Source organism: Yersinia sp. KBS0713 (assembly GCF_005937895.2).
Taxonomy (GTDB): Bacteria; Pseudomonadota; Gammaproteobacteria; order Enterobacterales; family Enterobacteriaceae; genus Yersinia; species Yersinia bercovieri.
Genome location: NZ_CP042173.1, coordinates 3,811,146 through 3,834,815, shown reverse-complemented (window position 1 = coordinate 3,834,815; position 23,670 = coordinate 3,811,146). Strand labels below are relative to the sequence as shown.

Genomic DNA, 23,670 nt, shown 5'->3' with positions numbered 1-23,670 from the left:
CCTGTCACAGCGGGGGAGGATCAGAACCAGGTTTCCATTTGGATACCAAAGTTCCATTGACCGCCGGCAGCAAAATCATTTTTACCGAAAGCATCATCCTTGGCGTAATTATCCAGATCTTGGCTCCAATCCATGTAGGTGGCGAAGAGGCGTATTTCCGGGCGGCTGAAGAAGTTACTGATATCACCCGCTTTAAAGGTCGGAGCAAAGGTCAGCTTATAGAAGCCCCCGCTCACTTTGTGGTAATCCTTGTAGCCTTGCGGCTCCAGATTCATGTACTGATAGCTGCCCTCATAGGCCAGCGCAAAGTTCTCAGTGATCTCCTGAATCAGACGGGCATTAAAGGTAACCCACTGATATTTATCACCATCAACATAACGATCTTGACTCTGCTGCGCCATGAGGACGGGAGCCAGACTCCAATCCTTGCTCAGTGCGGTAGTCCCATAGGTGGCTAAACGCCAGGTCTCTGCGCCATGGGTCAAATTACCATCGGCACCAATAGATTTAACTTCAGCCCCTAAGCCATGCCCATATAACAGCGCGGTTTTTGATGTCCCAGCGCGCAGCCCATAGAAGCTGTCGCCATGGTAAGCCAACATGCTATGGATACCTTTATCCGCCGCATGGGTATTGACGATTTCACCACGATTTTCGCGCGCCTCATTATCTTTGGCCCGCAAGCCACTCACCATCCACTGGAAGCGGTCGCTGTCATTATTGATAGAGAAATAGTTATTAGCGGTGAAAATGTAGCTCTGAATATCGCTATTAACATTCTCAATCTCGCCATAATTGCGGCCATATAACGAGAAATTGCTCTTCAGACTCTCGCTCCACTTGATGTCATAAATGCCGCCACCAGTACCGGCGAGGAATACCACGTCGGAATCCAGCCAGTGGATATCGAAATTATCGCGATCGAAACGTTTACCGGCCCACAAGGTACTCTCTTTGAAAATACCATTGAAGGTCGGCAGGGTGCCCAGCTCAACAAACGCCTGACGCACATTGAGGTCACTGCTGTCGGCGGTCCAGTCGTTATAGCTGCGTTGACCATCGGCCAGCATCACTTTGTAGCGGGTGGTCGCCCCGTTATCAAGTTTCTGTTTTTTCTCCAGATTCACCTCAACATAGGTATCTGGCTCATTGCCTAAACGGCCAATCGCGCCGCCAGTGCTACCGGCCGGTGAAACATATGGGCCACCTTGGGTGCCAGTACCAGATGAGTTCATCAGCAGCCCGGAACGGGCATAACCATGGAACTCAAAACCATTGTCACTGGATGTTTTGCTCTCTAATTTCTCGGTACGTTTTGCGACCTGAGCACTATTTTCTTCTGCTTGAAGTGTGCGAACTTCCAATTTTTGTGCTTGTTTTTCTGCCAGTTCGGCGCGAGTTTCTGCATTTTTCGCCCGTTGCTCTGCTTGCTGCAATCGCTGCTCTAATGCATTGAGGCGCGCTTCGATATCACTCTTTGGGGCGGCTGAGGCGGTAATCGCTGCACAGGAAAGGATAAGTCCTATTGATACAGCAAGATAGCTTGGTTTCATCATCATTTTTATATCACTCGGTATGTGATTGATTGTATTTATGCTAAACAGCTAAACCGGTTTTTCATGGCTAACATAAGGAGGATCCTCGTGGATTAGCAAAATATTTTGCTAACCCGGTTCAGCTATTGTGATCTGCGCTGCAAATTGAGTGATATGGCAGAGGGGGCGGGAATCGAGAGAGCAAGCAATAGGCGTCTGGCGAGATTGCTGTGCTGGGGTGTTTAGCAAAAAAACGTGTCAAATGAGTAAGGAGACCGGATACCGGGGCCAGGAGTATCCGGATGTCGCGAAGCAGTTAGTTATTCCGTTGTAGAAATTGCGCCAGTTGTTGCGCATCAGGCAGGGCGGTCATGGCCCCTTTGGCGCTGGTGGCTAACGCACCACAGGCTTGCGCCTTCTCTATCGCCGCCGTGAGATCTTGGCTCCAGTGCCAATCTGGGTGTTGTGCCAAAGCGGCGAGCAGCCCAGCCACAAAAGCATCCCCCGCGCCGGTGGTATCTATCGGGGTAATTTTGTGGCTGGGATATTTTTTCAGGCCACGGCGGTTATGCACCCAAACGCCCTCAGCCCCTAGAGTCACCAGCAGCAATTTGCAGGTGTAGTCAGCCATCACCTGCGCCATGGCTGTGGCGATATCTGGCTGTGGGCAGATAAAGTTCAGCTCTTCCAGCGATAATTTGACCACATCGGCCAGCTGCAATGCCTGTTGCAGGCAGGGGAGTAACTCTTGTGGTGCGCGCCAAATATCGGCACGAATATTGGGATCAAAACTGACCCATCCACCATCAGCTTTCATGCGCCGCATAGCCTCAAATGCTGTGCTGCGGCTGGGTTCCTGGCTCAAAGCAATAGAGCACAAATGTAGCCACTGATTAGGCTTGAATTCAGGTAAATCAGCGACTTGGAGAAATAAATCCGCGCTCGGTGTCACCATGAATGTAAAGGTACGCTCGCCGTGTTGATCCAAATCCACCACCACTGTTGAAGTATGGTGCGCTGGATCCAAAATCATGGCACGGGTATCGACACTCTCTTGCTGCAATACCTGCTGCATAAAGCGACCAAAGCTGTCTTGCCCCACTCGGCCAATAAAAGCGCTTTTGCCGCCTAATCTGGCAATGCCGACGGCCACATTTGCGGGTGCCCCACCAGGGCACTTAAGGTAACTATTTGAATTTTCTGGGACTAAATCAATTACCGCATCGCCCAAAACCCAAATGGTGTTTTCCATGATAAACCCCTATTCTCTTCCATCCTATTTGCTGCTAAAAGTAGAAGAATCGGTTTAGCAAAGCAACAAAATAATCATTTAGGGTAGGAAACCGCAGATAGCAGCATGAAAAAATAATTAATCGCGACACTGAAGACAATGATTCAATTTATGAAAAGATATGGATTATCATGAGCGTTCAACTTTATCCAAGGACATTTCATGCCCGGTCTACTATCAGCAGCTTGCTACTATTCGTCGCTCAATTTTTAACGCTAACGGCATCATTCTCTATTTTGGCCGCACCAATTGTGGTGACAGATATTGTCGGCCGTCTGGCTAAGTCCGGCATGTTAATCATTTGTCGGGCTTATGCTTTTCCCCGCCTGCTGTGCTCTCTTTTCCTGAACTATCGCGCCTTTATTTAAATGATAATCATTATTGCACTCTATTCCAGAGGATGAATTTTATTCAACTCCTGACCCGGAAGGAGTAGGGGCATTATCTGGGTGGTAGGGTGGTATTGGTGTGGGATTAATAGATTCGCCATCATTCAAGAACTCATTATGTGCATTTGGAGATTGGAATGATTCGCTTAAATAGATGTTTTCTACCAAAGGATGAGCCAATAATTTATTTTTGTATATGGGATGGCACGGCTTAATAACATAAAGAGAGTGAAAAATAATAGCGCAGTATTAAGCTCAACCACGGGCTGAGAAAATAATAGTCGAGTGCTGTGCTCTACCATTTTATCAGGGTGAAGACTCCACATTTGACAATTTTTCTCCAGCAAAAGCGACCTTATTGCGACCATCTTTTTTAGCCCGATAGAGCGCCTCATCTGCTGCTTTGAGTGAGGATGCCAAATCGTAGGCTTGCAGCGGGGATATACCCGCGCTCAGTGTTACGGTTGTTGATACTTTATGATTGAAAACATGTGGGATATCAAGACCTAACACCCTCTGGCGCACCCGCTCAGCCAATTGGCTGGCATACTCTTCACTCACATGTGTCAGTAAAACCAAAAACTCCTCGCCACCATAACGCACTACGATATCCCGTGAACGCACGGCATCACGGATCGCCGCAGCAACCCGCACCAGCGCTTGATCGCCCATGGTGTGTCCATAGTTATCGTTATAGGCCTTAAAATGGTCGATATCGAGCAGTAACACATAATGATTACCTGGAGACTGTGCCAGCAGTGTCTCAAGTTTGTTCTCCAGACCACGGCGATTATACAAACTGGTTAAGGGATCTATCATGCTTAAATCACTGAATTTTTCTCTTTCATTATAAAGATGTGCGACTAGTTTTCGGGTAAAATCATCGCTGCGCCGCGACATTAAATGATGCAAAGAGAAGCCAATCAGAGGCAGCATAAGAGTGAATGTTATGCGGAAGATATTTTGAAAATCATCCAGGAAAATAACGGTTAATGCAGCTGGCGCAGTGTGCAGGCAAAAAGCGATAAAGTTATCAGACAGCGCAATGGTGCTGATAAAGAAAATGGTAAACAGGCTAAGCAATAAGTAGTTATTTTCATTAGTGCCTAGATATTCGTATTTTAGAATGATTTGCCAGGCCCATAACACGCCCATGATGATTGAAAATAAATTCAGTTTATCCGCATATTTCCTCGAAATAAAAATTAAATAAGCGGCGGAACCTAGGCTGATAACTGCGATCATAACAATCGGCAATGTCACCGCAGGTGTTTTTGGTGACGGTAATATCATACTAAAAATAGCTGACGACGCATTAAGAAATAGAAAAAGCAGTAAAGAGAGCCGATGCTTACTTTTCAGAAGCTGATCGTAGGAGTGGCTATTCATATTCAATTCACTCTGCATAATGTCGTGCTGTCAGTAGACAAATAAACAATATCCTCATGAAGCCATATTATTCAGGCATCACGATAAATAGTTTTTCTAAGTAATTATTTTTGTTTGAAGCGTTTAATATCGTTTTAGGAATTTTCTTAAGTAAAATTACCATTTTTGTTTCCACCTGTCATCATGATGTTTCTTCGCTGATGCCAGCATCGTGCTAGCCCATGGCAACTTCATGATGCAGACTGGCAAAGAGTGATATATGATATTAGTTATCATTATCACTTGGGTGGGGCGTTACTATGATTTCAGCCAGATTAGCCGCTTACCGTTCGTGGGGGATTGGTGGATTATTGAGCCGTGGCATGTCCAGTGGTTGGGGAATACTGCTCCCTTTTGCGTTGCTGCCGCTGCTGGAGTGGGCCGATATCACCGTCGGTCAGTTGCGAATAGTGATAGTACTCGCGATGCTGGCAACCATTAGTATGCTATATCACACTCGGCTGCGGCATTTTCTGTTGCTACCATCTTGTTTGGCGTTGTTGGGGGGGATGGTTGCAGTATTGATGCACAGTGGCATCCGCGAGCTATTTTTTTGAATAAAAGAAAAAGTAAGGGGAGAACAAACAGATAACAATTGGCGGAGATATGAAGCGGAAGAAGATTGAAATCATTGTGGTGCGAAGGGAGGGACTTGAACCCTCACGTCCGTAAGAACACTAACACCTGAAGCTAGCGCGTCTACCAATTCCGCCACCATCGCCCAAATGATCTCTTACTGCTTATCAGCTAATTTGCGTAGCATGATATTTTTTAGATTTATATCACCAGCTTGGTGCGAAGGGAGGGACTTGAACCCTCACGTCCGTAAGAACACTAACACCTGAAGCTAGCGCGTCTACCAATTCCGCCACCATCGCATGTGCTGTGCAATATAAATCTGTACTGCTGGTTGTATAAAAATAATGTTTGGTGCGAAGGGAGGGACTTGAACCCTCACGTCCGTAAGAACACTAACACCTGAAGCTAGCGCGTCTACCAATTCCGCCACCATCGCGTACCGGAAACATGACTTTTTGATGCAACCACGGAGGCGAATTCTAGAGATTTTCACGTTCAGGTCAATACTTATTTCCCCTAAGCGGGACGTTTGCTGTAAAAAGCATCATATGTTGTTCAATTGATTTGATTTTTGAGGTATTTTTCGTTTTATCTGCTGAACAACATCTTTCACCGCACCCCGCTCGGCGGTGGCGGGTAATGGGCAAATAGCGCGATCAGCCAGTCAATCAGCACTCTGACTCTGGGGGCGAGAAATCGCCCTGGTGGAAACATAATAAACAGCGGCATGGCGGGCGGCGGGCTGTGGGGTAACACCTCAATCAGCTGCCCTTGCGCTAATTGACTCTGGATACCCTGGGTTGGCGCTTGAATTAACCCCAAGCCCGCCACCCCTGCGGCAATATAGGCATCCGCGCCATTAACACTCAAAATACTGGGCAACTCCCGCGTTTCAACCCGCCCTTGATAAGTAAATTCCAAAGGATAATCACGGTGAGTCAGCTGTGAAAAATAGCCCACCGCTTGATGCCCCGCCAAATTGTCCAGTGATGTTGGCACGCCATATTTCGCCAGATAAGCCGGTGATGCGCAGGTAATCTGTGGTTGCTGGCCAATATTGCGCACGGCTAATTGTTCGTCGTGGGGCAACCAGGCGCGCAACACGCAATCCACCCCTTCGCGCATCAGATCAATAGTGCTGTCATTGGCGCCAAGAATGAGTGTGATATGGGGATAGCGCTGATAAAAGTCACTGAGTGCCGGGATCACGACATTGCGGGCCAGCGAGTGGGGCATATCGATGCGCACTTTCCCCTCGGGCTGCAGCCGTTGGTGGCTAAAGAGTGAGTCCGCTTCTTCAAACGCCGACAGTAATTGCAGGCAGCGCTGGTAGTAGAGCGTGCCTTCGGCGGTGATATTCACCTGGCGGGTGGTGCGCACCAGTAAACGCACACCTAGCCGCTGCTCCAGCCGTTTTAAGGTGTGGCTGACCGTCGCACGTGGCAATTGCAGTTTTTCTGCCGCACGGCTGAAACTGCCCAACTCAACAATACGGACAAAAATCCGCATGGCTTGAATTTGATCCATGATTACATCCGCCTATTGTTGGTGTTTTTTGAACAGTGGTGAGCAGTTTGCATTATTTATCTTTCCTCACGAAACAACCACACTTTCTTCCGACATCACTAATGGGGAGTATCACAATGCAACAACGTCAATTAGGTTTGAATGGTCCGCAAGTCTCGGCACTGGGCCTTGGCTGCATGGGAATGAGTGATTTTTACTCCACCAATCAAGACCACAACGAGTCCATTGCAACCCTCCATCGGGCGCTGGAGCTGGGGGTGACGATGCTCGATACCGCAGATATGTATGGCCCCTTTACCAATGAAGAGTTGGTGGGTCGGGCGATTAAGGGCAAGCGAGATCAAGTCTTTTTAGCCACCAAATTTGGTATTGTACGTGATCCGGCAAATCCGGCGGTACGTGGCGTCAGCAGCCGCCCTGACTACATTCGTCAGTCGGTCGATGGCAGCTTGAAGCGGCTGGGTGTCGAGGTGATTGACCTCTATTACCAGCATCGTGGTGATCCCACAGTGCCAGTTGAAGAGGTGATTGGCACGCTGGCTGATCTGGTCACCGCGGGTAAAATCCGTTATATCGGTCTGAGCGAGGTTTCGGCGGCTACCCTGGAGATAGCCCATCAGGTGCATCCGATTACTGCGGTGCAGAGTGAATACTCACTGTGGACGCGAGATGCAGAGAGTTCTGTGTTGGCGACCTGCGAACGATTAGGTGTTGGGTTTGTCGCCTATAGCCCACTAGGGCGCGGTTTCTTGACTGGCGCGATTCGTAGCCCAGACGATTTGGCTGCCGATGACTTTCGCCGCCATAACCCGCGTTTTCAGGGCGATAATTTTGCACTGAATCTGGCGCTGGCCGATAGCGTGATAAAAATGGCGCAAGATAAAGGGGTTAAACCGTCGCAACTGGCATTGGCGTGGGTATTGGCGCAGGGGAAACACATTGTGCCGATCCCTGGCACCAAACGTCGCAGCTATTTGGAAGAGAATTTGGCGGCATTAGAGGTGGTACTCAGCCCGCAAGAGTTGGCAGCGCTGGATGCGGTGTTCCCGTTCCATGCCGCAGCAGGTGAACGCTACGGCGCGGAAGGGATGGCCCATCTTAACGCCTGATCTTAACGTTTTTTCTTAGCGTCTCGTGGCGCGCGCCCGACGGTTGCCTGATACACTTTAAAACGGCCATTCTGCGCCAGTACTTCATGGCTGCCAAATGCGGCATCCAGCAGGGCAGGATAAGGCAAGAAGGAGTTCGCCACGATACGCAATTTACCGCCGACATGCAGATGCGCGGTCGCACCACGGATCAGCATTTCAGCCGCTGTTAGGCTAGTTTGAATCCCATCATGGAAAGGTGGGTTCGAAATAATCATCTCGAAACGGCCTTTGATGTCGGAATAGACATTGCTGGCAATCACTTGCGCATCAATATTATTCGCCGCCAGTGTCGCCCGGCTGGCTTTGATAGCTGCCGCAGAGACATCACTCAGGGTCCATTTGATTTTTGGCGATTGTTGCGCCAAAACCGAGGCCAGGACACCGGCACCACAACCGACATCCAGCACGCTACCTTTAAATGGCTCGCTGAATGTGGAGAGCAACAGATGGCTGCCTGAATCCAGCGAATCACGGCTGAACACACCCGGCAAGGTTTTCACTGTCACATCGCCCACCTGATAACTCTCCCACCAGTCATCGGCATCAAATTCTGGCTGTTTATCCAGGCGGCCATGGTACAAGCCACAACGGCGAGCACTGTCTATCTTGGTCAACTGTGCGAAATCAGCGAGCATCTCTTCTGCGCTGCGCACGCCGCTGCGGTTTTCACCCACCACAAAAATATCGGTGCCGACCGGCAATAAGGAGAGCAGATTCGCCAATTGGAATTGGGCTTCTTGTTTGCTTTTTGGCCAGTAATAGACCAGCGTGTCGCAGGTCGCGACGATTTCAGGTGTCGCCAAAAGCCCGAATTGCACACTCTCTTCCAGCGTATTGCTCAGTAATTGCCAGTGGTGATATTGATTGGAGTGAACCCGTACCCCGGCGGCATCAAACTGCGCTGGCAGCGCATCTTGCAAGTCACCGGCAAACAACACGTGGCGGGCTATAAATTCATCACTATGGCGCAGTATCACTTCACTGGCTGGGGTTAATGCTGACATCAGTCTTTGGCTCCTCAATAATATAATCGGGGATTATAGAGGTTTGTTGGCTCAACCTCTATTTTTGTATTTTTTAGACAAAATAGAGGTGATGCTATCGCGACAAATTGTTGCATTTTGCGCTCTTGTGCCACATTATTGCGGAGTGTGTAATCTGTACATTAAAGAGTGCGTTTTACACGACAAAAAGTGCAGCTACGCACGTTAAAAATTGCGCAAAAAGGAGTAAAACTATGGCAATCAGTATTCGTCTGGATGAGGATTTTGTCACTGACGTTAAAATTCACGCCGAAGCATCAAGTCGCAGCGTGCCAAAGCAGATCGAGCACTGGGCAAAAATTGGTCGTATCGCTGAGGATAACCCTGATCTGCCCTACAGCTTTATTCTGGAAACCTTACTGGCGAAGAGCGAAATCGAGAATAAGAAGGTGTCACGTTATGTCAGAAGAACCAAGCGGTCGGAAGATTGATGTTTATGAAAGTAGCCGCTTCGCAAAAGCGCTGAGTAGGCTCTCTGAACAACAACTTATTGTGGTTGAAGATCACATTGAGCTCATTATTACCAGCCCAGAAATAGGTGAATTAAAGAAAGGTGACCTGAGCTATCTTCGGGTGCATAAGTTTCAGCTCAATAATCAACTGACGCTGCTGGGCTACAGTTGGATCGAGCAGAAAATTGAATTGTATCTTTTGAGCCTCAGTTCCCATGAAAATTTCTATCAGGAGCAAAAGCGCCTACGTAAAGCGGATCTGAAACTGATTAGCTAACTATATTTATCACCAATATGCCATCCGCTGAGCCTGATAAGTAGAGGTTTGTTGGCGCATGTTCGATGGGTTTGCTAGCATAGCGTCGAAATAGGGGTCGCTCTGACAGGAAATGGCATGGCATCGAGACGAGACTTGCTGTTACAACAGCTTGGCATTACGCAGTGGACATTGCGCCGCCCAGCGGTCTTGCAGGGTGAAATTGCAGTGCGCTTACCCGAAGATACCCGCCTGCTGATCGTGGCAGATACGCTCCCTGAAGATGATGATCCGCTGTTGTGCGATGTATTGCGCAGCTTAGGGCTTACTCCTCGTCAGGCCTATGGGCTGACACCGGATCAGGTAGCCATGTTACCAGCGGATACGCAGTGCAACAGTTGGCGGCTGGGCATCAGTGAACCACTAGCGGTCGCGGGTGCACAGTTACACAGCCCGGCATTGGCCGGCCTTTATCAAGACGCGAGCGCGAAGCGCGCACTTTGGCAGCAGATTTGTCACCATGAAGCAGATTTCTATCCTGACGCCAGCCGATCTGGCCACAGCGTACCAAATTGAGCAAGCCAGCCACGCTTTCCCGTGGACGGAAAAAACCTTAGCCAGCAATCAGGGTGAGCGCTACCTCAATTTTAAGTTGAGTGTCGACCAGAACATGGTTGGTTTCGCCATTACCCAAATCGTATTGGATGAAGCAACGCTGTTTAATATCGCCATTGATCCACAGTATCAGCGTCAGGGCTATGGACGCCTGCTGCTTGAACACCTGATTACCCAGTTGGAAACACGGGGTATTGTCACACTCTGGCTTGAAGTTCGGGCCTCAAACGCCGGCGCTATTGCCCTGTATGAGAGTCTCGGTTTTAACGAGGTCTCGGTGCGCCGCAACTACTACCCGAGTGCTGATGGGCGTGAAGATGCCATTATGATGGCGTTACCCATGGGATAGCACTGTTTTTGCCGATGGTTTGTCTTGAATAACCGCTGGTTTGTCTTGAATAAATTGTCTATCTCGCATAAATCAGGGAAAATACCGCGCTATAACCACTTATACCCCAAGTGACGGGTGTTGCCGCTGAATAGGCAGCAACGTCAAATAAGCGGGGTATAGCGCCATAATTCAATGCCTTGCTTTGCCTGACTGGCACATCAATAGGATGTGCGGCCCAGAGCAGGGCGGCCTAAAAGTAGAAATTTCAAACTATGTCTCCAAGTGAATATGCACTGGAAGTGGCGAAACGACGTACTTTCGCCATCATTTCCCACCCCGATGCCGGTAAAACTACCATTACCGAAAAAGTGTTGCTGTTTGGACACGCAATCCAGACCGCCGGTACGGTAAAAGGCCGTGGCTCAAGTCATCATGCCAAATCTGACTGGATGGAGATGGAAAAGCAGCGCGGTATCTCCATCACCACCTCGGTGATGCAGTTCCCGTACGGCGGTTGCCTGGTTAACTTGCTCGACACCCCAGGGCATGAAGACTTCTCTGAAGATACTTATCGTACTCTGACCGCGGTCGACTGCTGCTTGATGGTGATCGATGCGGCTAAAGGGGTTGAAGACCGCACGCGCAAACTGATGGAGGTCACTCGTCTGCGTGATACGCCGATCCTGACCTTTATGAACAAATTGGACCGCGAGATCCGTGATCCGATGGAAGTGCTGGATGAAGTGGAGCGTGAGCTGAAAATTGCTTGTGCGCCAATCACCTGGCCGATTAGCTGTGGTAAGTCGTTTAAAGGGGTTTACCACCTCTATAAAAATGAAACTTACCTGTATCAGACCGGCAAAGGCCACACCATTCAGGAAGTGCGCACTATTAAAGGGCTAAATAACCCGGATCTGGATGTTGCGGTGGGCGAAGATATCGCCAGGCAGTTCCGTCAGGAGCTGGAGCTGGTGCAGGGCGCTTCCCATGAGTTTGATCATGAAGCTTTCCTGTCGGGGGACTTAACGCCGGTCTTCTTTGGTACTGCGCTGGGTAACTTTGGTGTCGACCATATGCTGGATGGTTTGGTGGAGTGGGCGCCAGCCCCGATGCCACGTAAAACCGACACACGGGTCGTGGTTGCGGCTGAAGAGAAATTCACCGGTTTTGTATTCAAGATTCAGGCCAATATGGACCCGAAACACCGTGACCGCGTTGCTTTTATGCGTGTAGTTTCAGGCCGTTACGAGAAAGGCATGAAACTGCGTCAGGTGCGCACCAAGAAAGATGTGGTGATTTCCGATGCGCTGACCTTTATGGCCGGTGACCGCTCGCATATTGAAGAAGCCTATGCTGGCGACATTATCGGCCTGCATAACCATGGCACGATTCAAATCGGCGATACCTTCACCCAAGGTGAAGATATGAAGTTCACCGGTATTCCGAACTTCGCCCCTGAACTGTTCCGCCGCATTCGTCTGCGCGACCCATTGAAGCAAAAGCAGCTACTGAAAGGTTTGGTTCAGCTGTCAGAAGAGGGCGCGGTGCAGGTGTTCCGCCCATTGACCAACAACGATTTGATTGTCGGCGCGGTCGGTATTCTGCAGTTTGAAGTGGTCTCATCACGGCTGAAAAGCGAATATAACGTGGAAGCGGTATATGAATCCGTTAACGTCTCAACTGCCCGTTGGGTTGAGTGTGACGACGTGAAGAAATTCGAAGAGTTTAAACGTAAGAATGAAGTTAACCTGGCATTGGATGGTGGTGATAATTTGAGCTATATCGCGCCAACCATGGTCAATCTTAATATTACGCAAGAGCGTTACCCAGAAGTCCGTTTCCGTAAAACTCGCGAGCATTAATCCCGCCGCAAGCCGCACGCTATCGGGGTACAGCGTACCCCGATTCATTAAACTCCCTCATGAACTCATCCCTAAGATAACTCTGACTTAATCATAAAAATCTGCCTTTAGGCCGATTCCGACTCTATTTCTCCTCAAATGCTCTATCTTTATAACTACGCACAGGATTGAGTCGCATTTACTTTGGGGCGACTAACCTGTAGTAATCGTAAAGTATTCATCAAATGGCTACCCCTCTGCGGTGGCATAAGAATCCGCAAATTGGGGCGTTATAGCCAGTTTGGGGTTCAAAACAATAAAAGGAAGAAATCGATGAAAAACACAAAATTTGCCCGTTCAGTGATGGCTGTTGTTTTAGGTACTGCGCTTATCAGCGGTAGTGTGCTGGCCGAAGACACTATGCTCAATAAAGCCTCCAACGCTGTGGACAGGACCGGTGCCAAAATCGATAGCTCCATGAAGAAAGTGGATAATTACATGGGGGATAGCGCAGCAACGGCAAAAGTGAAAAGCGCGTTGCTGGAGGAGAAATCCCTCAAAAGTACTGATATTTCAGTTGAAACCAACCATGGCGTCGTGACGCTGAGTGGCTTCGTTACTTCTCAGGCAGAAGCTGAAACTGCCGTTGAAATTGCCGCAAACGTTGAAGGTGTAAAATCCGTTAGCGATAAGCTGCATGTGAAAGATCAGAAAACACAATCGGTTAGTGAATATGCTGGCGATGCTGCGACAACCAGCTCCATCAAGGCCAAATTACTGGCTGATGACATTGTCCCGTCACGTAAAATAAAAGTTGAAACCACCGAGGGTGTGGTGCAGTTGTCCGGTACTGTTGAGAATAAAGCTCAGTCCGAACGTGCTGAAAGTATCGCCAAAGCGGTAGATGGCGTGAAAAGTGTCAAAAATGATCTGAGCATCAAGCCTTAATTGTTATCCGACTGACGGGTGTTTCGTGGGTTATTGATTAGCCCACGGAATATTAATTAAAACGGTAAGGAGAAGCTTATGTTTCGCTGGGGCATCATATTTCTGATTATTGCATTAATCGCTGCGGCATTAGGTTTTGGTGGGCTGGCGGGCACTGCAGCCTGGGCGGCGAAAGTCGTCTTCGTCGTCGGTATTGTGCTATTTCTCATCAGTTTGTTTACAGGACGTAAGCGCCTTTAGTATGGCGAGAGGGTTACAGCAAAGGTGAAGAAGGGGTATCCTCGACACCTGTTGTAGCCGAATTAAGGATGGATGGTGGGATACAGAATACCTATCACGCTCGGAAATATTGAGCCACTCGCCTATAAACCATATCAACCCGGTAAAATGGCGTTGGTGTGTGAGGGGGGCGGGCAGCGGGGAATTTTTACAGCCGGTGTGCTGGATGAGTTCCAGCGCGCCCGCTTTAACCCTTTTGATCTGATGATCGGCACATCCGCTGGCGCACAAAACCTCTCCGCTTTTATTTGCGGCCAACCCGGCTATGCCCGTCGCGTCATTACCCGTTACACCACAACCGCTAATTTCTTCAATCCATTACGTTTTGTCCGTGGTGGGCACTTAATTGATCTCGATTGGCTGGTGGATATCACTTCACAGCAACTGCCGCTGGCACTCGATCACGCCGAACAGCACCTGATTAATGGGCGCGAATTCTTAATGTGCGCCTGCCGTAGTGATGATTTCGAGCCAACCTATATCGCTCCCACCCGTGAAAGCTGGCTACCGGCGCTTAAAGCCTCCAGTGCCATTCCCGGTTTTTATCGTCAAGGCGTTGATTTGGATGGGATAAGTTATCAGGATGGCGGCATCAGTGATGCAATTCCGGTTGAAGAGGCCTATCGCCGTGGCGCGGATACTATCGTGGTTATCCGTACTGTTCCTTCGCAGGCTTACTGTACCCCGCAATGGATGAAGCGGATGGAGCACCTGCTGAGTGAGAGCAGTTTGCAGCAGCTGGTGCGGATCATGCAACAGCATGAACAGAGCTATCATCGCATTCAGCAATTCATTGAAAAGCCGCCGGGTGACCTGCGGATTTTCGAGATTTTCCCGCCCAAACCCCTCGCCAGTAATGCACTGGGGAGCCGTGTGGCGGCACTGAATCAAGATTACCATTTGGGCCGCCGCTGTGGCCGCTATTTCCTGGCCACTGTTGGGCACTGGCTCTTGCCCCGTGACCGGCAGTATCAAGCTGAAATGGGGGGCGAGAAAACTGCGATCCCTCTCTCCCGCCGTATGATCCAGCCACAAGATATTAACCAGCTAGATGATATGGCTGAGTTGATTGATAGCGATGATTCTTCATTTGATATCATTCAAACGCCAGATATCATCACTCCCGTCGATTCAGTTGCCGTGGCAAATCAACATATTCCACCTCAGATGACCGTGGCAGACAGCGGGCTAATTGTGCCGACCACCACGCACAATAAAAGCAAAAGTAAGCTGTTGGCGGGCGAGATTATTTCGCCTCCGAGCGCGGCAAAAAACAAAGGTGATACGGCCTAATGACACTGATAGCGGGGCCGACGCCCTCATTTATTGATCCCCCCTATTTTGTTGACACCCACTGTCACTTTGACTTTCCACCATTCAGCGGTGAGGAGGTTGCCAGCTTAGCGAGCGCTGCGCAGGCGAATGTCAGGCAACTGATTATCCCTGCTGTGAGTGTGGCTTACTTCCCCCGCATTTTAGCTTTGGCTGAGCGCTATCCGCCGCTGTTTGCCGCACTGGGTATGCACCCGCTCTATATTGCTGAGCATCAGGAGGCAGATTTAGCGGCGCTGGCCTCTTATTTGGCGAATAAACCGGAAAAACTGGTGGCGGTGGGGGAGATTGGTCTGGATCTCTATATGGATGAGCCGCAGTTTCTACGACAATTAGCGCTATTACAGGCTCAGCTTAAGCTGGCTAAACAGCACGATCTCCCGGTTATTTTGCACTCCCGCCGCTCCCATGATCAACTGGCTGCCGCATTGCGCAAAGCTGCATTGCCGCGCACTGGTGTGGTGCATGGTTTTGCTGGCAGCTTAGCGCAAGCGCAGGCATTCATTCGTTTGGGTTATTACATTGGCGTTGGGGGAACCATCACCTATGAGCGGGCGCAGAAAACCCGCAAGGTTATGGCGGCATTACCGCTCTCGGCTCTGTTACTGGAAACTGATGCGCCGGACATGCCATTGGCCGGTTTCCAAGGTCAACCCAATCGACCCGAGCGTGCTGCCCATGTGTTCGCGGCCTTGTGTGAATTGCGCTCAGAAGCGCCGCAAGAGATAGCCACCCATCTGCTGGCGAATAGTCAGCGCTTATTTCGCTTACCCTCTGCTGATAAGCTTTCGCGATAACCCCGTCCCTCGATTGCACATGAAAAGCTAACTAATAATTAGCGTGCCATTTCTTCTATTGTGATTTTTCTGTGACCATCATCACAATAAATATCAAACAGTTGCTCTGAGTTGTGTTTATTTGTGACAGAGATTGTTTGATAGCGCGCGCTTGTCGGTATAATCCCGCCCATATTATTTTCATACAAATCATTAACAGGATGATCTTACATGCTTATGAGCTTGGTCGGGATGGCAGTTCTGATATTAATAGCCGTGCTTCTTTCCAGTAATTTTAGGGCGATTAATATCCGCACTGTGGTGGGGGCATTTATTATTCAGGTGGGCGTCGGGGCACTAGTGTTATATGTGCCGATTGGACGTCGTATCCTGGGCGGGATGTCTGAAGGTGTGGCGAACGTTATCGCTTACGGTAATAGCGGTATTTCATTTATGTTTGGCGGTTTGGTTTCCGACAAAATGTTTGAAGTCTTTGGCGGTGGCGGTTTTATCTTCGCCCTGCGAGTATTGCCGGTTATTGTCTTCTTCTCATCATTGATCGCGGTTTTGTATTATCTCGGCATTATGCAAATTGTGATTAAGGTGTTAGGCGGCGGCTTACAAAAGCTGCTCGGCACCTCACGTACCGAATCCCTCTCCGCGACCGCCAACATTTTTGTTGGGCAAACGGAAGCCCCGCTGGTCGTGCGGCCATATATTGCCACCATGACTCAATCAGAACTGTTTGCTGTGATGTGTGGTGGTTTAGCCTCGGTCGCCGGTTCAGTTTTGGCCGGTTACGCGCAGATGGGGGTGCCGTTGGAATATCTGATCGCCGCCTCCTTTATGGCGGCTCCGGGCGGGCTGCTCTTTGCTAAATTGATGGTGCCAGAAACTGAAAAAACCCGCGATACCGTCGATGCCACCACCCTGATTGCTGAAGATGACCGACCAGCTAACGTGATTGACGCTGCGGCTTCCGGTGCTGCCTCTGGTCTACAACTGGCGCTGAATGTCGGCGCAATGTTGCTGGCTTTCATTGCATTGATTGCATTGCTAAATGGTATTTTGGGCGGAATTGGTGGCTGGTTCGACTACCCGCAACTCTCGCTGGAGCTGATTCTGGGCTGGGTATTCTCCCCAATCGCTTACCTGATTGGTGTGCCGTGGAGTGAAGCAATGGTTGCTGGCTCCTTTATTGGCCAGAAAATCATCGTCAACGAATTCGTGGCATTTATGAATTTCGGTCAATATCTACAGGCGGAAGAGTTAGTTAAAGCGGCAGGCTTGCAGGTGCTTTCTGATCACACGAAAGCGATTATCTCCTTCGCGCTCTGTGGTTTTGCTAACTTGTCATCGGTCGCCATCTTACTCGGTGGGTTGGGCAGCATGGCCCCGAATCGCCGCCATGATATCGCGCGATTTGGTCTGAAAGCGGTTGCCGCAGGGACACTGTCGAATTTGATGAGTGCTACCATCGCCGGCTTCTTCCTGGCCCTGTAATTAGGCTAGCTAACCCTATTTCTGCCCATAAGCTATTCTTGATGCTAGTGGGCATAATAGTGTTGGTAAGCCATAAATCAGGTTATTTTGTGATTCCAATCACATATAATATTGGCGCGTTACAAATTACTATTGATTAGTGTGAAATTGAACACACCTCAGGTGTTGATAACGTGTTCAAATAGCATGATTAACTTTTCTGAGTGAGAGCTGCGAATATTGCGGCAACTTCCAGTAAGAAGAGTATTGCGGTGAGAAGGATCTCAATTGCAACCTAGGGGATTACCCATGGGGCTTTCTTCAAGGAACCAAGTCCGCTCGCCAACGTCTTGAGTTCAAAGCCAGAGATATCAATACACTCTCTGGTTCACTCATAAATAAATGCTCAGTTCTGGCAAGGTGCCGGGGCTGAAATAGTGTTGGAGAGTTTTATGACCGAATTAACCGCCTGCGCGAATCTGCATGATTATGCCAAACGCGCGCTGAGTTTGATGGATTTAACCACCCTGAATGACGACGACACTGATGATAAAGTTATCGCGTTGTGTCGTCAGGCAAAAAGCCCTGCCGGTAATACGGCAGCAATCTGTATTTATCCTCGCTTTATTCCTATTGCGCGTAAAACATTGCGCGAGCAAGGTACACCTGAAATTCGCATTGCGACTGTGACTAACTTCCCACATGGCAATGACGATATTGCCATTGCTCTGGCCGAAACCCGTGCTGCCATTGCTTACGGTGCTAATGAAGTTGATGTGGTGTTCCCTTACCGCGCCTTAATGGCGGGTAATGATAAGGTCGGTTTCGAATTAGTGAAACAGTGCAAAGAAGCTTGCGCTGCCGCAAATGTATTGCTGAAAGTCATTATCGAAACAGGGGAGTTAAAGCAAGAGCATTTGATTCGCCAGGCCTCTGAAATTGCCATCAAAGCAGGCGCTGACTTTATCAAAACCTCCACCGGTAAAGTGCCGGTGAATGCCACATTGGAGAGTGCGGGCATCATGATGCGCACCATCCGCGATTTGGGGGTGGGTAAAACCGTGGGCTTCAAGCCAGCGGGCGGTGTACGCACCGCTGAAGATGCCGCGCAGTTCCTACAACTGGCCGATCAATTGATGGGTGAAGGCTGGGCAGATGCTCGCCACTTCCGCTTTGGGGCGTCCAGTCTGTTAGCCAGCTTATTAACAACTCTGGGTCATCAGAGCGATAGCAAAAGCAGCGGCTATTAACTGTCTGCGCCGATTTGAATTTAGCCAATAACTGAATTTAGCAGATGCACTGCGGGCCAATTTGCTCGCAGTGCGGCTTTCATTCCATAAACAGGGGGATGCCTTGTTTCTCGCACAAGAAATTATTCGTAAAAAACGCGACGGTCAGCCACTAAGCGAAGAAGAAATTCGCTTCTTTATCAATGGTATTCGCGACAATGTGGTTTCCGAAGGGCAGATTGCTGCTTTGGCGATGACCATTTATTTCCATGATATGAGCATGCCTGAACGTGTGGCGCTCACCATGGCGATGCGTGATTCAGGCACGGTACTGAACTGGAAGAGCCTGAATCTCAATGGCCCAATTGTGGATAAACACTCCACGGGCGGTGTAGGCGATGTAACATCACTGATGCTTGGCCCAATGGTCGCCGCCTGTGGTGGTTATGTGCCGATGATTTCAGGCCGTGGTTTGGGGCATACCGGTGGCACACTGGATAAACTGGAAGCCATTCCCGGTTTTGATATTTTCCCCGATGACACTGCATTTCGCAAAATCATTCAGGATGTCGGCGTGGCAATTATCGGCCAAACCAGCTCGCTGGCACCGGCGGATAAGCGCTTTTATGCCACCCGTGATATCACCGCGACAGTGGACTCTATTCCGCTAATTACCGCCTCTATTCTGGCTAAGAAACTGGCGGAAGGGTTGGATGCGTTAGTGATGGACGTTAAAGTCGGCTCTGGTGCATTTATGCCAACGTATCAGCTATCCTCTGATTTGGCGCAGGCGATTGTCGGCGTCGCGAATGGTGCTGGTTGCAAAACCACGGCGCTACTGACTGACATGAATCAGGTCTTGGCCTCCAGCGCGGGTAATGGCGTTGAAGTGCGCGAAGCGGTGCGTTTCCTGACTGGCGAGTATCGCAACCCGCGCCTGCTGGAGGTGACCATGGCGCTGTGTGTGGAGATGCTGCTGTCCGGCGGCCTGGCCCAAGATGATGCCGATGCCAGAGCCAAGCTGCAAGCGGTGCTGGATAACGGCAAAGCGGCGGAACTCTTTGGTCGTATGGTGGCGGCGCAAAAAGGCCCAAGTGATTTCGTTGAGCGCTATGACAGTTACTTGCCAGTTGCCATGTTGAGTAAGCCGGTCTTTGCTGAGCGGTCGGGGATTATCACTGCCATGGATACACGTGCATTAGGTATGGCCGTGGTAGCCCTCGGTGGTGGTCGTCGTCGCGCCACAGATGCTATTGATTACAGTGTTGGTTTAACCGATATGGCCCGTTTGGGTACTCATGTTGATGGTCAACTGCCATTAGCCGTGATTCATGCCAATAACGAAGATGATTGGCAGCAGGCGGCAGATGCCGTGCGCACGGCCATTACACTGGGTGACAAAGCAGCGGAAGAGACGCCCGTTATCTATCGCCGTATCACGGAATAATCGCCCCATTTTGATGATCCCCGCCAGGCGGGTGAATCTTTGCAGGAGAGAATAATGAAACGTACATTTATTATGGTTTTAGACTCGTTTGGTATCGGCGCGAGCGCAGATGCTAACAAATTTGGTGACCAAGGGGCGGATACACTGGGCCACATCGCTGAAGCCTGCGCCCGTGGTGAAGCTAACGTGGGTCGTAGCGGCCCATTGACGCTGCCGAACCTGAGCCGTTTAGGGCTGGGTAAAGCGGCGGAAGAGTCGACCGGTAAATTCCCGGTAGGGCTGGATAAAGATGCTGATATCATTGGCGCTTATGGTTATGCCAGTGAGTTATCCTCCGGTAAAGATACGCCATCAGGCCACTGGGAAATTGCCGGTGTGCCGGTCTTATTCGACTGGGGCTACTTCAGCGATGTAGAAAATAGCTTCCCGCAGGAGTTGCTGGATAAGTTAGTCAAACGCGCCAACTTGCCGGGCTATCTGGGTAACTGCCACTCAAGCGGCACGGTTATCCTCGACCAACTGGGCGAAGAGCATATGAAAACCGGCAAGCCGATTTTCTACACCTCAGCTGACTCGGTGTTCCAGATTGCCTGCCATGAAGAGACATTTGGTCTGGATCGCCTGTATGAGCTGTGCGAAATTGCCCGTGAAGAGCTGACCGAGGGCGGCTACAATATTGGCCGCGTGATTGCACGTCCATTCATTGGTGATAAGCCGGGTAACTTCCAGCGCACCGGCAACCGCCATGATTTAGCCGTTGAACCGCCAGCACCGACCATGCTGAAAAAACTGGTGGATGAGAAGGGCGGGGAAGTGGTTTCTATTGGTAAAATCGCCGATATCTACGCCCATGTGGGCATCACGCAAAAAGTGAAAGCCACGGGTCTGGACGCGCTGTTTGACGCCACCATTGAAGAGATGAAAAAAGCGGGTGATAACACCATCGTGTTCACCAACTTTGTTGATTTTGACTCTTCATACGGCCATCGCCGTGATGTTGCTGGCTATGCCGCGGCACTGGAACTGTTTGACCGCCGCCTGCCAGAATTGCTGGCGCTGGTGAAAGAAGATGACATTATGATCCTGACCGCTGACCACGGCTGTGACCCAACCTGGCCAGGCACCGACCATACCCGTGAGCATATTCCGGTGTTGGTTTATGGCCCAAAAGTGAAGCCGGGATCGTTGGGGCATCGTGAGACCTTTGCTGATATTGGGCAGACGGTGGCGAAGTATTTCAACCTATCCCCAATGGATTACGGTAAGAGTATGCTTTAGGGCATGAAGCTAAGCTGAGCGTGTCATTTTGGGATTGGGCAGAGCTAAAAATCCTCACGTACTTCGTGTACGCTCCGGTTTTTGCGCGCTGGCCGCACCCAAACTGCCTGTGCTCATCTACGCTCGTGATACCAAAGTTTTTCCGAACTGCACAAAGTAGTTAAAATTTGAAAACGGTTTGGTAATACAAAATTTAATTATCTGATTTTTAAGGAAAGTGATTATGGCAACGCCACATATTAATGCTGAAATGGGTGATTTCGCTGACGTTGTACTGATGCCAGGGGATCCGCTGCGTGCGAAGTTTATCGCCGAAACCTTCCTGCAAGATGTGAAGCAAGTGAATGACGTGCGTGGCATGTTGGGCTTCACCGGCACTTATAAAGGCCGCAAAATCTCGGTGATGGGCCACGGTATGGGCATTCCATCCTGCTCCATTTATGCAAAAGAGTTGATCACCGATTTTGGCGTGAAGAAGATTATCCGTGTGGGTTCATGCGGCGCAGTACGGGCTGATGTTAAGCTGCGCGATGTGGTTATCGGTATGGGGGCTTGCACCGATTCCAAAGTAAACCGTCTGCGCTTTAAAGATCACGACTACGCGGCGATTGCTGATTTCGAAATGACCCGCAATGCCGTTGATGCTGCCAAAGCGAAAGGTATTGATGTCCGTGTGGGCAACATCTTCTCTGCTGATCTGTTCTACACGCCAGATCCGCAAATGTTTGATGTTATGGAAAAATACGGCATTCTGGGTGTGGAGATGGAAGCCGCAGGTATCTATGGTGTCGCTGCTGAATTCGGCGCGAAAGCCCTGACTATCTGTACCGTGTCTGACCATATCCGTACCGGCGAGCAAACCACCGCCGCCGAACGCCAGACCACGTTCAATGACATGATTGAGATTGCATTGGAATCCGTGTTGTTGGGCGACAAAGCTTAACACTCGTACTGCGTTTTCTATTCAGCAGCAGGCTATTCTGCTGCTGAATCTATTCATAAAAATCATTGTGAAAAATAAACTTATTTACACATCAGCTAATTAACGCTATAAATCCATTCAATCTTCTATTCATCTTTCTATTCAAGAATCTATTCATATGCTCTCTCTGGAAGCGCTATTACGTCAAGGGCCAGCAACGGCGTCCTATTTGGCTCATACCATGGCGATCAGTCAGCCCACTGTTTCACGACACTTAAACGGGTTAAAAGACAAGGTGCTGAAAATAGGCAAAGGCAGAGCAACACAGTATGCCTTACGGCGTCCTATTGCCGGAGATTGCACAGAAGAGGGGCGATTTCCCCTGTATCGTATTGACGAGCGAGGCCATGCTGCTCATTTCGCAACACTATATCTTATCCATCCAGTCGAGATGTGCTGTGTGCATCAATTGGAATTAGATAGTTGGCAGCAATTTGATAGCTTGCCTTGGTATTTGACCGATATGCGCCCTCAGGGATTTCTTGGGCGAATTTGGGGAAAGTCAGTCGCAACTAAGTTGCAGCTTACGGATGATATCCGCTTGTGGAGTGAAGATCATATTTTACTTGCGCTGTCCCGTCAGGCGGATGATATGAATGGCAATCTATTGATTGGAGAGCAAAGCTATCAAAATTGGCTAGCGGCCCCTGATGCAATACCGATTGAGCCAGCGAATAAGTTAGCTCGTTACACTGAATTGTCCCAAATGGCACTTGCCGGTGAAATGGTGGGGTCTTCTGCGGGGGGGGAACAACCCAAATTTACCTGTTATGCCGGATACTCAGAACAACCACCGGCGTATGTTATTGTTAAATTTACCGCCACACAGGATAACCCTAACTCACAACGCTGGGCGGACCTGCTCATTGCCGAGTCTCTGGCGCTGAACACATTAAAGGGCGCCGGCTACCCGGCAGCCGCCACCCATATCTTGCAAAATCAGGATCGGCAAATTTTCCTTGAGGTTGAGCGCTTTGACCGATATGGGGCGCGTGGCCGCGTTGGTATGGTGTCTTTGGAAGCCGTGAATGCTGAATTTGTTGGTATGCCAGTGGCCAGTTGGCCAAAAGTTTGTCGCGAACTGGCGGCAAAAGGCTTACTGAGCTCCGCACAACTTGAGCAAGTGCACTTAATCTGGGCTTTCGGGATATTGATTGCGAATACAGACATGCATCATGGAAATTTATCATTCTTGCATCCCGAAAATAGGCCTTTATCTCTTGCCCCTATTTACGACATGCTGCCAATGGCTTTTGCTCCGTCAAATACGGGGAATATGCGACATACAGCACCCGATATAACGTTATCTATTGATATAAGCCGGGAGCATTGGTTGCTAGCGCAAGAGTTAGCACTGCAATTCTGGCAAAAAGTGGGGGCACACTCAGCTATCAGTACCGGCTTTAAAGTGATAGCTAGTCAGATGCAGGAAAAGATAGCTTCACTGACCCCTGTCATTGAGCGCATGGCATAATCTGT

23 protein-coding genes and 3 tRNA genes are annotated in these 23,670 nt (G+C 49.6%); 18 read left to right on the top strand and 8 right to left on the bottom strand.

The genetic code is table 11. The features are described 5' to 3' along the window. Positions 1 to 20: 20 nt before the first annotated feature. Together FFE93_RS18230 and FFE93_RS18225 are read right to left on the bottom strand one after the other, a co-directional pair. Entirely contained in the window at positions 21 to 1,559 is a 1,539-nt protein-coding gene (locus FFE93_RS18230) for a carbohydrate porin (protein WP_074007295.1), read from the bottom strand. A 292-nt stretch (positions 1,560 to 1,851) separates the two neighbouring features. Continuing rightward, positions 1,852 to 2,787 carry an aminoimidazole riboside kinase gene (locus FFE93_RS18225; protein WP_054872309.1) on the bottom strand — a complete coding sequence of 312 codons (936 nt, stop codon included), beginning with the start codon at positions 2,785 to 2,787 and terminating at the stop codon, positions 1,852 to 1,854. A gap of 170 nt (positions 2,788 to 2,957) precedes the next feature. On the opposite strand from FFE93_RS18225, the gene FFE93_RS18220 reads away from it, so the two are divergent. Continuing rightward, positions 2,958 to 3,194, top strand: coding sequence for a hypothetical protein (locus tag FFE93_RS18220; RefSeq protein WP_138775706.1), 237 nt, complete (start codon positions 2,958 to 2,960; stop codon positions 3,192 to 3,194). A gap of 327 nt (positions 3,195 to 3,521) precedes the next feature. On the opposite strand, the gene FFE93_RS18215 is transcribed toward FFE93_RS18220, so the two are convergent. Next, a complete protein-coding gene (locus FFE93_RS18215; protein WP_005270813.1) occupies positions 3,522 to 4,622 on the bottom strand; it encodes a GGDEF domain-containing protein in 1,101 nt (366 codons plus the stop codon). A 281-nt stretch (positions 4,623 to 4,903) separates the two neighbouring features. Between FFE93_RS18215 and FFE93_RS18210 the strand changes: the two genes are divergently transcribed. Continuing rightward, positions 4,904 to 5,200 carry a DUF1435 family protein gene (locus FFE93_RS18210; protein ID WP_005270798.1) on the top strand — a complete coding sequence of 99 codons (297 nt, stop codon included), beginning with the start codon at positions 4,904 to 4,906 and terminating at the stop codon, positions 5,198 to 5,200. A 77-nt stretch (positions 5,201 to 5,277) separates the two neighbouring features. Here FFE93_RS18210 and FFE93_RS18205 read toward each other — a convergent pair. The 4 genes from FFE93_RS18205 to FFE93_RS18190 form a co-directional block, all read right to left on the bottom strand. Then, a tRNA-Leu gene (locus FFE93_RS18205) sits at positions 5,278 to 5,364 on the bottom strand. A 70-nt stretch (positions 5,365 to 5,434) separates the two neighbouring features. Then, positions 5,435 to 5,521 (bottom strand) — tRNA-Leu (locus FFE93_RS18200). A 50-nt stretch (positions 5,522 to 5,571) separates the two neighbouring features. Further along, a tRNA-Leu gene (locus FFE93_RS18195) sits at positions 5,572 to 5,658 on the bottom strand. A gap of 173 nt (positions 5,659 to 5,831) precedes the next feature. Further along, positions 5,832 to 6,749, bottom strand: coding sequence for a LysR family transcriptional regulator (locus FFE93_RS18190; RefSeq protein ID WP_138775703.1), 918 nt, complete (start codon positions 6,747 to 6,749; stop codon positions 5,832 to 5,834). A gap of 116 nt (positions 6,750 to 6,865) precedes the next feature. On the opposite strand from FFE93_RS18190, the gene FFE93_RS18185 reads away from it, so the two are divergent. Next, positions 6,866 to 7,858: an aldo/keto reductase gene (locus tag FFE93_RS18185; protein WP_138775701.1), complete on the top strand. Its 993-nt coding sequence runs from the start codon at positions 6,866 to 6,868 to the stop codon at positions 7,856 to 7,858. Positions 7,859 to 7,860: 2 nt separating this feature from the next. Here FFE93_RS18185 and rsmC read toward each other — a convergent pair whose 3' ends face one another. After that, positions 7,861 to 8,904 (bottom strand): 16S rRNA (guanine(1207)-N(2))-methyltransferase RsmC, encoded by a 1,044-nt coding sequence (gene rsmC / locus FFE93_RS18180; RefSeq protein ID WP_138775699.1) that lies wholly within the window; start codon positions 8,902 to 8,904, stop codon positions 7,861 to 7,863. Between the two features lie 233 nt (positions 8,905 to 9,137). On the opposite strand from rsmC, the gene FFE93_RS18175 reads away from it, so the two are divergent. From FFE93_RS18175 to yjjJ, 15 genes are all read left to right on the top strand, one after another. Continuing rightward, complete coding sequence (locus FFE93_RS18175) at positions 9,138 to 9,374, top strand: TA system antitoxin ParD family protein (RefSeq protein WP_005270776.1); 237 nt, start codon at positions 9,138 to 9,140, stop codon at positions 9,372 to 9,374. Next, positions 9,343 to 9,672, top strand: coding sequence for a type II toxin-antitoxin system RelE/ParE family toxin (locus FFE93_RS18170; RefSeq protein WP_032896392.1), 330 nt, complete (start codon positions 9,343 to 9,345; stop codon positions 9,670 to 9,672). The genes FFE93_RS18175 and FFE93_RS18170 overlap by 32 nt, the downstream gene beginning before the upstream one ends. 117 nt (positions 9,673 to 9,789) lie before the next feature. After that, positions 9,790 to 10,227, top strand: a complete 438-nt coding sequence (locus tag FFE93_RS18165; protein ID WP_032896389.1) for a DNA polymerase III subunit psi — start codon at positions 9,790 to 9,792, stop codon at positions 10,225 to 10,227. Next, the gene (gene rimI / locus FFE93_RS18160) at positions 10,172 to 10,615 is read left to right on the top strand and encodes a ribosomal protein S18-alanine N-acetyltransferase (RefSeq protein ID WP_032896386.1); all 444 of its coding nucleotides are present in this window, start codon (positions 10,172 to 10,174) and stop codon (positions 10,613 to 10,615) included. Before FFE93_RS18165 ends, rimI begins: the two co-directional genes overlap by 56 nt. Positions 10,616 to 10,869: 254 nt before the next feature. Next, on the top strand, positions 10,870 to 12,459 hold the full coding sequence (gene prfC / locus FFE93_RS18155) for a peptide chain release factor 3 (protein WP_005270758.1): 1,590 nt from the start codon (positions 10,870 to 10,872) through the stop codon (positions 12,457 to 12,459). Between the two features lie 312 nt (positions 12,460 to 12,771). Beyond that, positions 12,772 to 13,386, top strand: coding sequence for a molecular chaperone OsmY (osmY, locus tag FFE93_RS18150; protein ID WP_032896384.1), 615 nt, complete (start codon positions 12,772 to 12,774; stop codon positions 13,384 to 13,386). A gap of 78 nt (positions 13,387 to 13,464) precedes the next feature. Further along, entirely contained in the window at positions 13,465 to 13,626 is a 162-nt protein-coding gene (locus FFE93_RS18145) for a DUF1328 domain-containing protein (protein ID WP_004876076.1), read from the top strand. Positions 13,627 to 13,698: 72 nt separating this feature from the next. Further along, a complete protein-coding gene (locus tag FFE93_RS18140; RefSeq protein WP_049599869.1) occupies positions 13,699 to 14,958 on the top strand; it encodes a patatin family protein in 1,260 nt (419 codons plus the stop codon). Beyond that, the gene (locus FFE93_RS18135; protein ID WP_049599867.1) at positions 14,958 to 15,794 is read left to right on the top strand and encodes a TatD family hydrolase; all 837 of its coding nucleotides are present in this window, start codon (positions 14,958 to 14,960) and stop codon (positions 15,792 to 15,794) included. Before FFE93_RS18140 ends, FFE93_RS18135 begins: the two co-directional genes overlap by 1 nt. A 210-nt stretch (positions 15,795 to 16,004) precedes the next feature. Further along, complete coding sequence (locus FFE93_RS18130; protein ID WP_072083719.1) at positions 16,005 to 17,276, top strand: NupC/NupG family nucleoside CNT transporter; 1,272 nt, start codon at positions 16,005 to 16,007, stop codon at positions 17,274 to 17,276. A 431-nt stretch (positions 17,277 to 17,707) separates the two neighbouring features. Continuing rightward, positions 17,708 to 18,505: a deoxyribose-phosphate aldolase gene (deoC, locus tag FFE93_RS18125; RefSeq protein WP_032896377.1), complete on the top strand. Its 798-nt coding sequence runs from the start codon at positions 17,708 to 17,710 to the stop codon at positions 18,503 to 18,505. 103 nt (positions 18,506 to 18,608) lie between these two features. Next, positions 18,609 to 19,931, top strand: coding sequence for a thymidine phosphorylase (gene deoA / locus FFE93_RS18120; protein WP_032896375.1), 1,323 nt, complete (start codon positions 18,609 to 18,611; stop codon positions 19,929 to 19,931). Between the two features lie 54 nt (positions 19,932 to 19,985). Further along, complete coding sequence (deoB, locus tag FFE93_RS18115; protein ID WP_005270708.1) at positions 19,986 to 21,209, top strand: phosphopentomutase; 1,224 nt, start codon at positions 19,986 to 19,988, stop codon at positions 21,207 to 21,209. Between the two features lie 223 nt (positions 21,210 to 21,432). After that, positions 21,433 to 22,152 (top strand): purine-nucleoside phosphorylase, encoded by a 720-nt coding sequence (gene deoD / locus FFE93_RS18110; protein ID WP_032896373.1) that lies wholly within the window; start codon positions 21,433 to 21,435, stop codon positions 22,150 to 22,152. A gap of 157 nt (positions 22,153 to 22,309) precedes the next feature. After that, positions 22,310 to 23,665, top strand: a complete 1,356-nt coding sequence (yjjJ, locus tag FFE93_RS18105; protein WP_138775697.1) for a type II toxin-antitoxin system HipA family toxin YjjJ — start codon at positions 22,310 to 22,312, stop codon at positions 23,663 to 23,665. Positions 23,666 to 23,670: the final 5 nt, after the last annotated feature.

Excerpts from the sequence above, each read along its gene's own strand:
- FFE93_RS18230 (WP_074007295.1), bottom strand. The coding sequence starts at position 1,559 with ATGATGATGAAACCAAGCTATCTTGCTGTATCAATAGGACTTATCCTT.
- FFE93_RS18225 (WP_054872309.1), bottom strand. The coding sequence starts at position 2,787 with ATGGAAAACACCATTTGGGTTTTGGGCGATGCGGTAATTGATTTAGTC.
- FFE93_RS18220 (WP_138775706.1), top strand. The coding sequence starts at position 2,958 with ATGAGCGTTCAACTTTATCCAAGGACATTTCATGCCCGGTCTACTATC.
- FFE93_RS18215 (WP_005270813.1), bottom strand. The coding sequence starts at position 4,622 with ATGCAGAGTGAATTGAATATGAATAGCCACTCCTACGATCAGCTTCTG.
- FFE93_RS18210 (WP_005270798.1), top strand. The coding sequence starts at position 4,904 with ATGATTTCAGCCAGATTAGCCGCTTACCGTTCGTGGGGGATTGGTGGA.
- FFE93_RS18190 (WP_138775703.1), bottom strand. The coding sequence starts at position 6,749 with ATGGATCAAATTCAAGCCATGCGGATTTTTGTCCGTATTGTTGAGTTG.
- FFE93_RS18185 (WP_138775701.1), top strand. The coding sequence starts at position 6,866 with ATGCAACAACGTCAATTAGGTTTGAATGGTCCGCAAGTCTCGGCACTG.
- rsmC (WP_138775699.1), bottom strand. The coding sequence starts at position 8,904 with ATGTCAGCATTAACCCCAGCCAGTGAAGTGATACTGCGCCATAGTGAT.
- FFE93_RS18175 (WP_005270776.1), top strand. The coding sequence starts at position 9,138 with ATGGCAATCAGTATTCGTCTGGATGAGGATTTTGTCACTGACGTTAAA.
- FFE93_RS18170 (WP_032896392.1), top strand. The coding sequence starts at position 9,343 with ATGTCAGAAGAACCAAGCGGTCGGAAGATTGATGTTTATGAAAGTAGC.
- FFE93_RS18165 (WP_032896389.1), top strand. The coding sequence starts at position 9,790 with ATGGCATCGAGACGAGACTTGCTGTTACAACAGCTTGGCATTACGCAG.
- rimI (WP_032896386.1), top strand. The coding sequence starts at position 10,172 with ATGAAGCAGATTTCTATCCTGACGCCAGCCGATCTGGCCACAGCGTAC.
- prfC (WP_005270758.1), top strand. The coding sequence starts at position 10,870 with ATGTCTCCAAGTGAATATGCACTGGAAGTGGCGAAACGACGTACTTTC.
- osmY (WP_032896384.1), top strand. The coding sequence starts at position 12,772 with ATGAAAAACACAAAATTTGCCCGTTCAGTGATGGCTGTTGTTTTAGGT.
- FFE93_RS18145 (WP_004876076.1), top strand. The coding sequence starts at position 13,465 with ATGTTTCGCTGGGGCATCATATTTCTGATTATTGCATTAATCGCTGCG.
- FFE93_RS18140 (WP_049599869.1), top strand. The coding sequence starts at position 13,699 with ATGGTGGGATACAGAATACCTATCACGCTCGGAAATATTGAGCCACTC.
- FFE93_RS18135 (WP_049599867.1), top strand. The coding sequence starts at position 14,958 with ATGACACTGATAGCGGGGCCGACGCCCTCATTTATTGATCCCCCCTAT.
- FFE93_RS18130 (WP_072083719.1), top strand. The coding sequence starts at position 16,005 with ATGCTTATGAGCTTGGTCGGGATGGCAGTTCTGATATTAATAGCCGTG.
- deoC (WP_032896377.1), top strand. The coding sequence starts at position 17,708 with ATGACCGAATTAACCGCCTGCGCGAATCTGCATGATTATGCCAAACGC.
- deoB (WP_005270708.1), top strand. The coding sequence starts at position 19,986 with ATGAAACGTACATTTATTATGGTTTTAGACTCGTTTGGTATCGGCGCG.
- deoD (WP_032896373.1), top strand. The coding sequence starts at position 21,433 with ATGGCAACGCCACATATTAATGCTGAAATGGGTGATTTCGCTGACGTT.
- yjjJ (WP_138775697.1), top strand. The coding sequence starts at position 22,310 with ATGCTCTCTCTGGAAGCGCTATTACGTCAAGGGCCAGCAACGGCGTCC.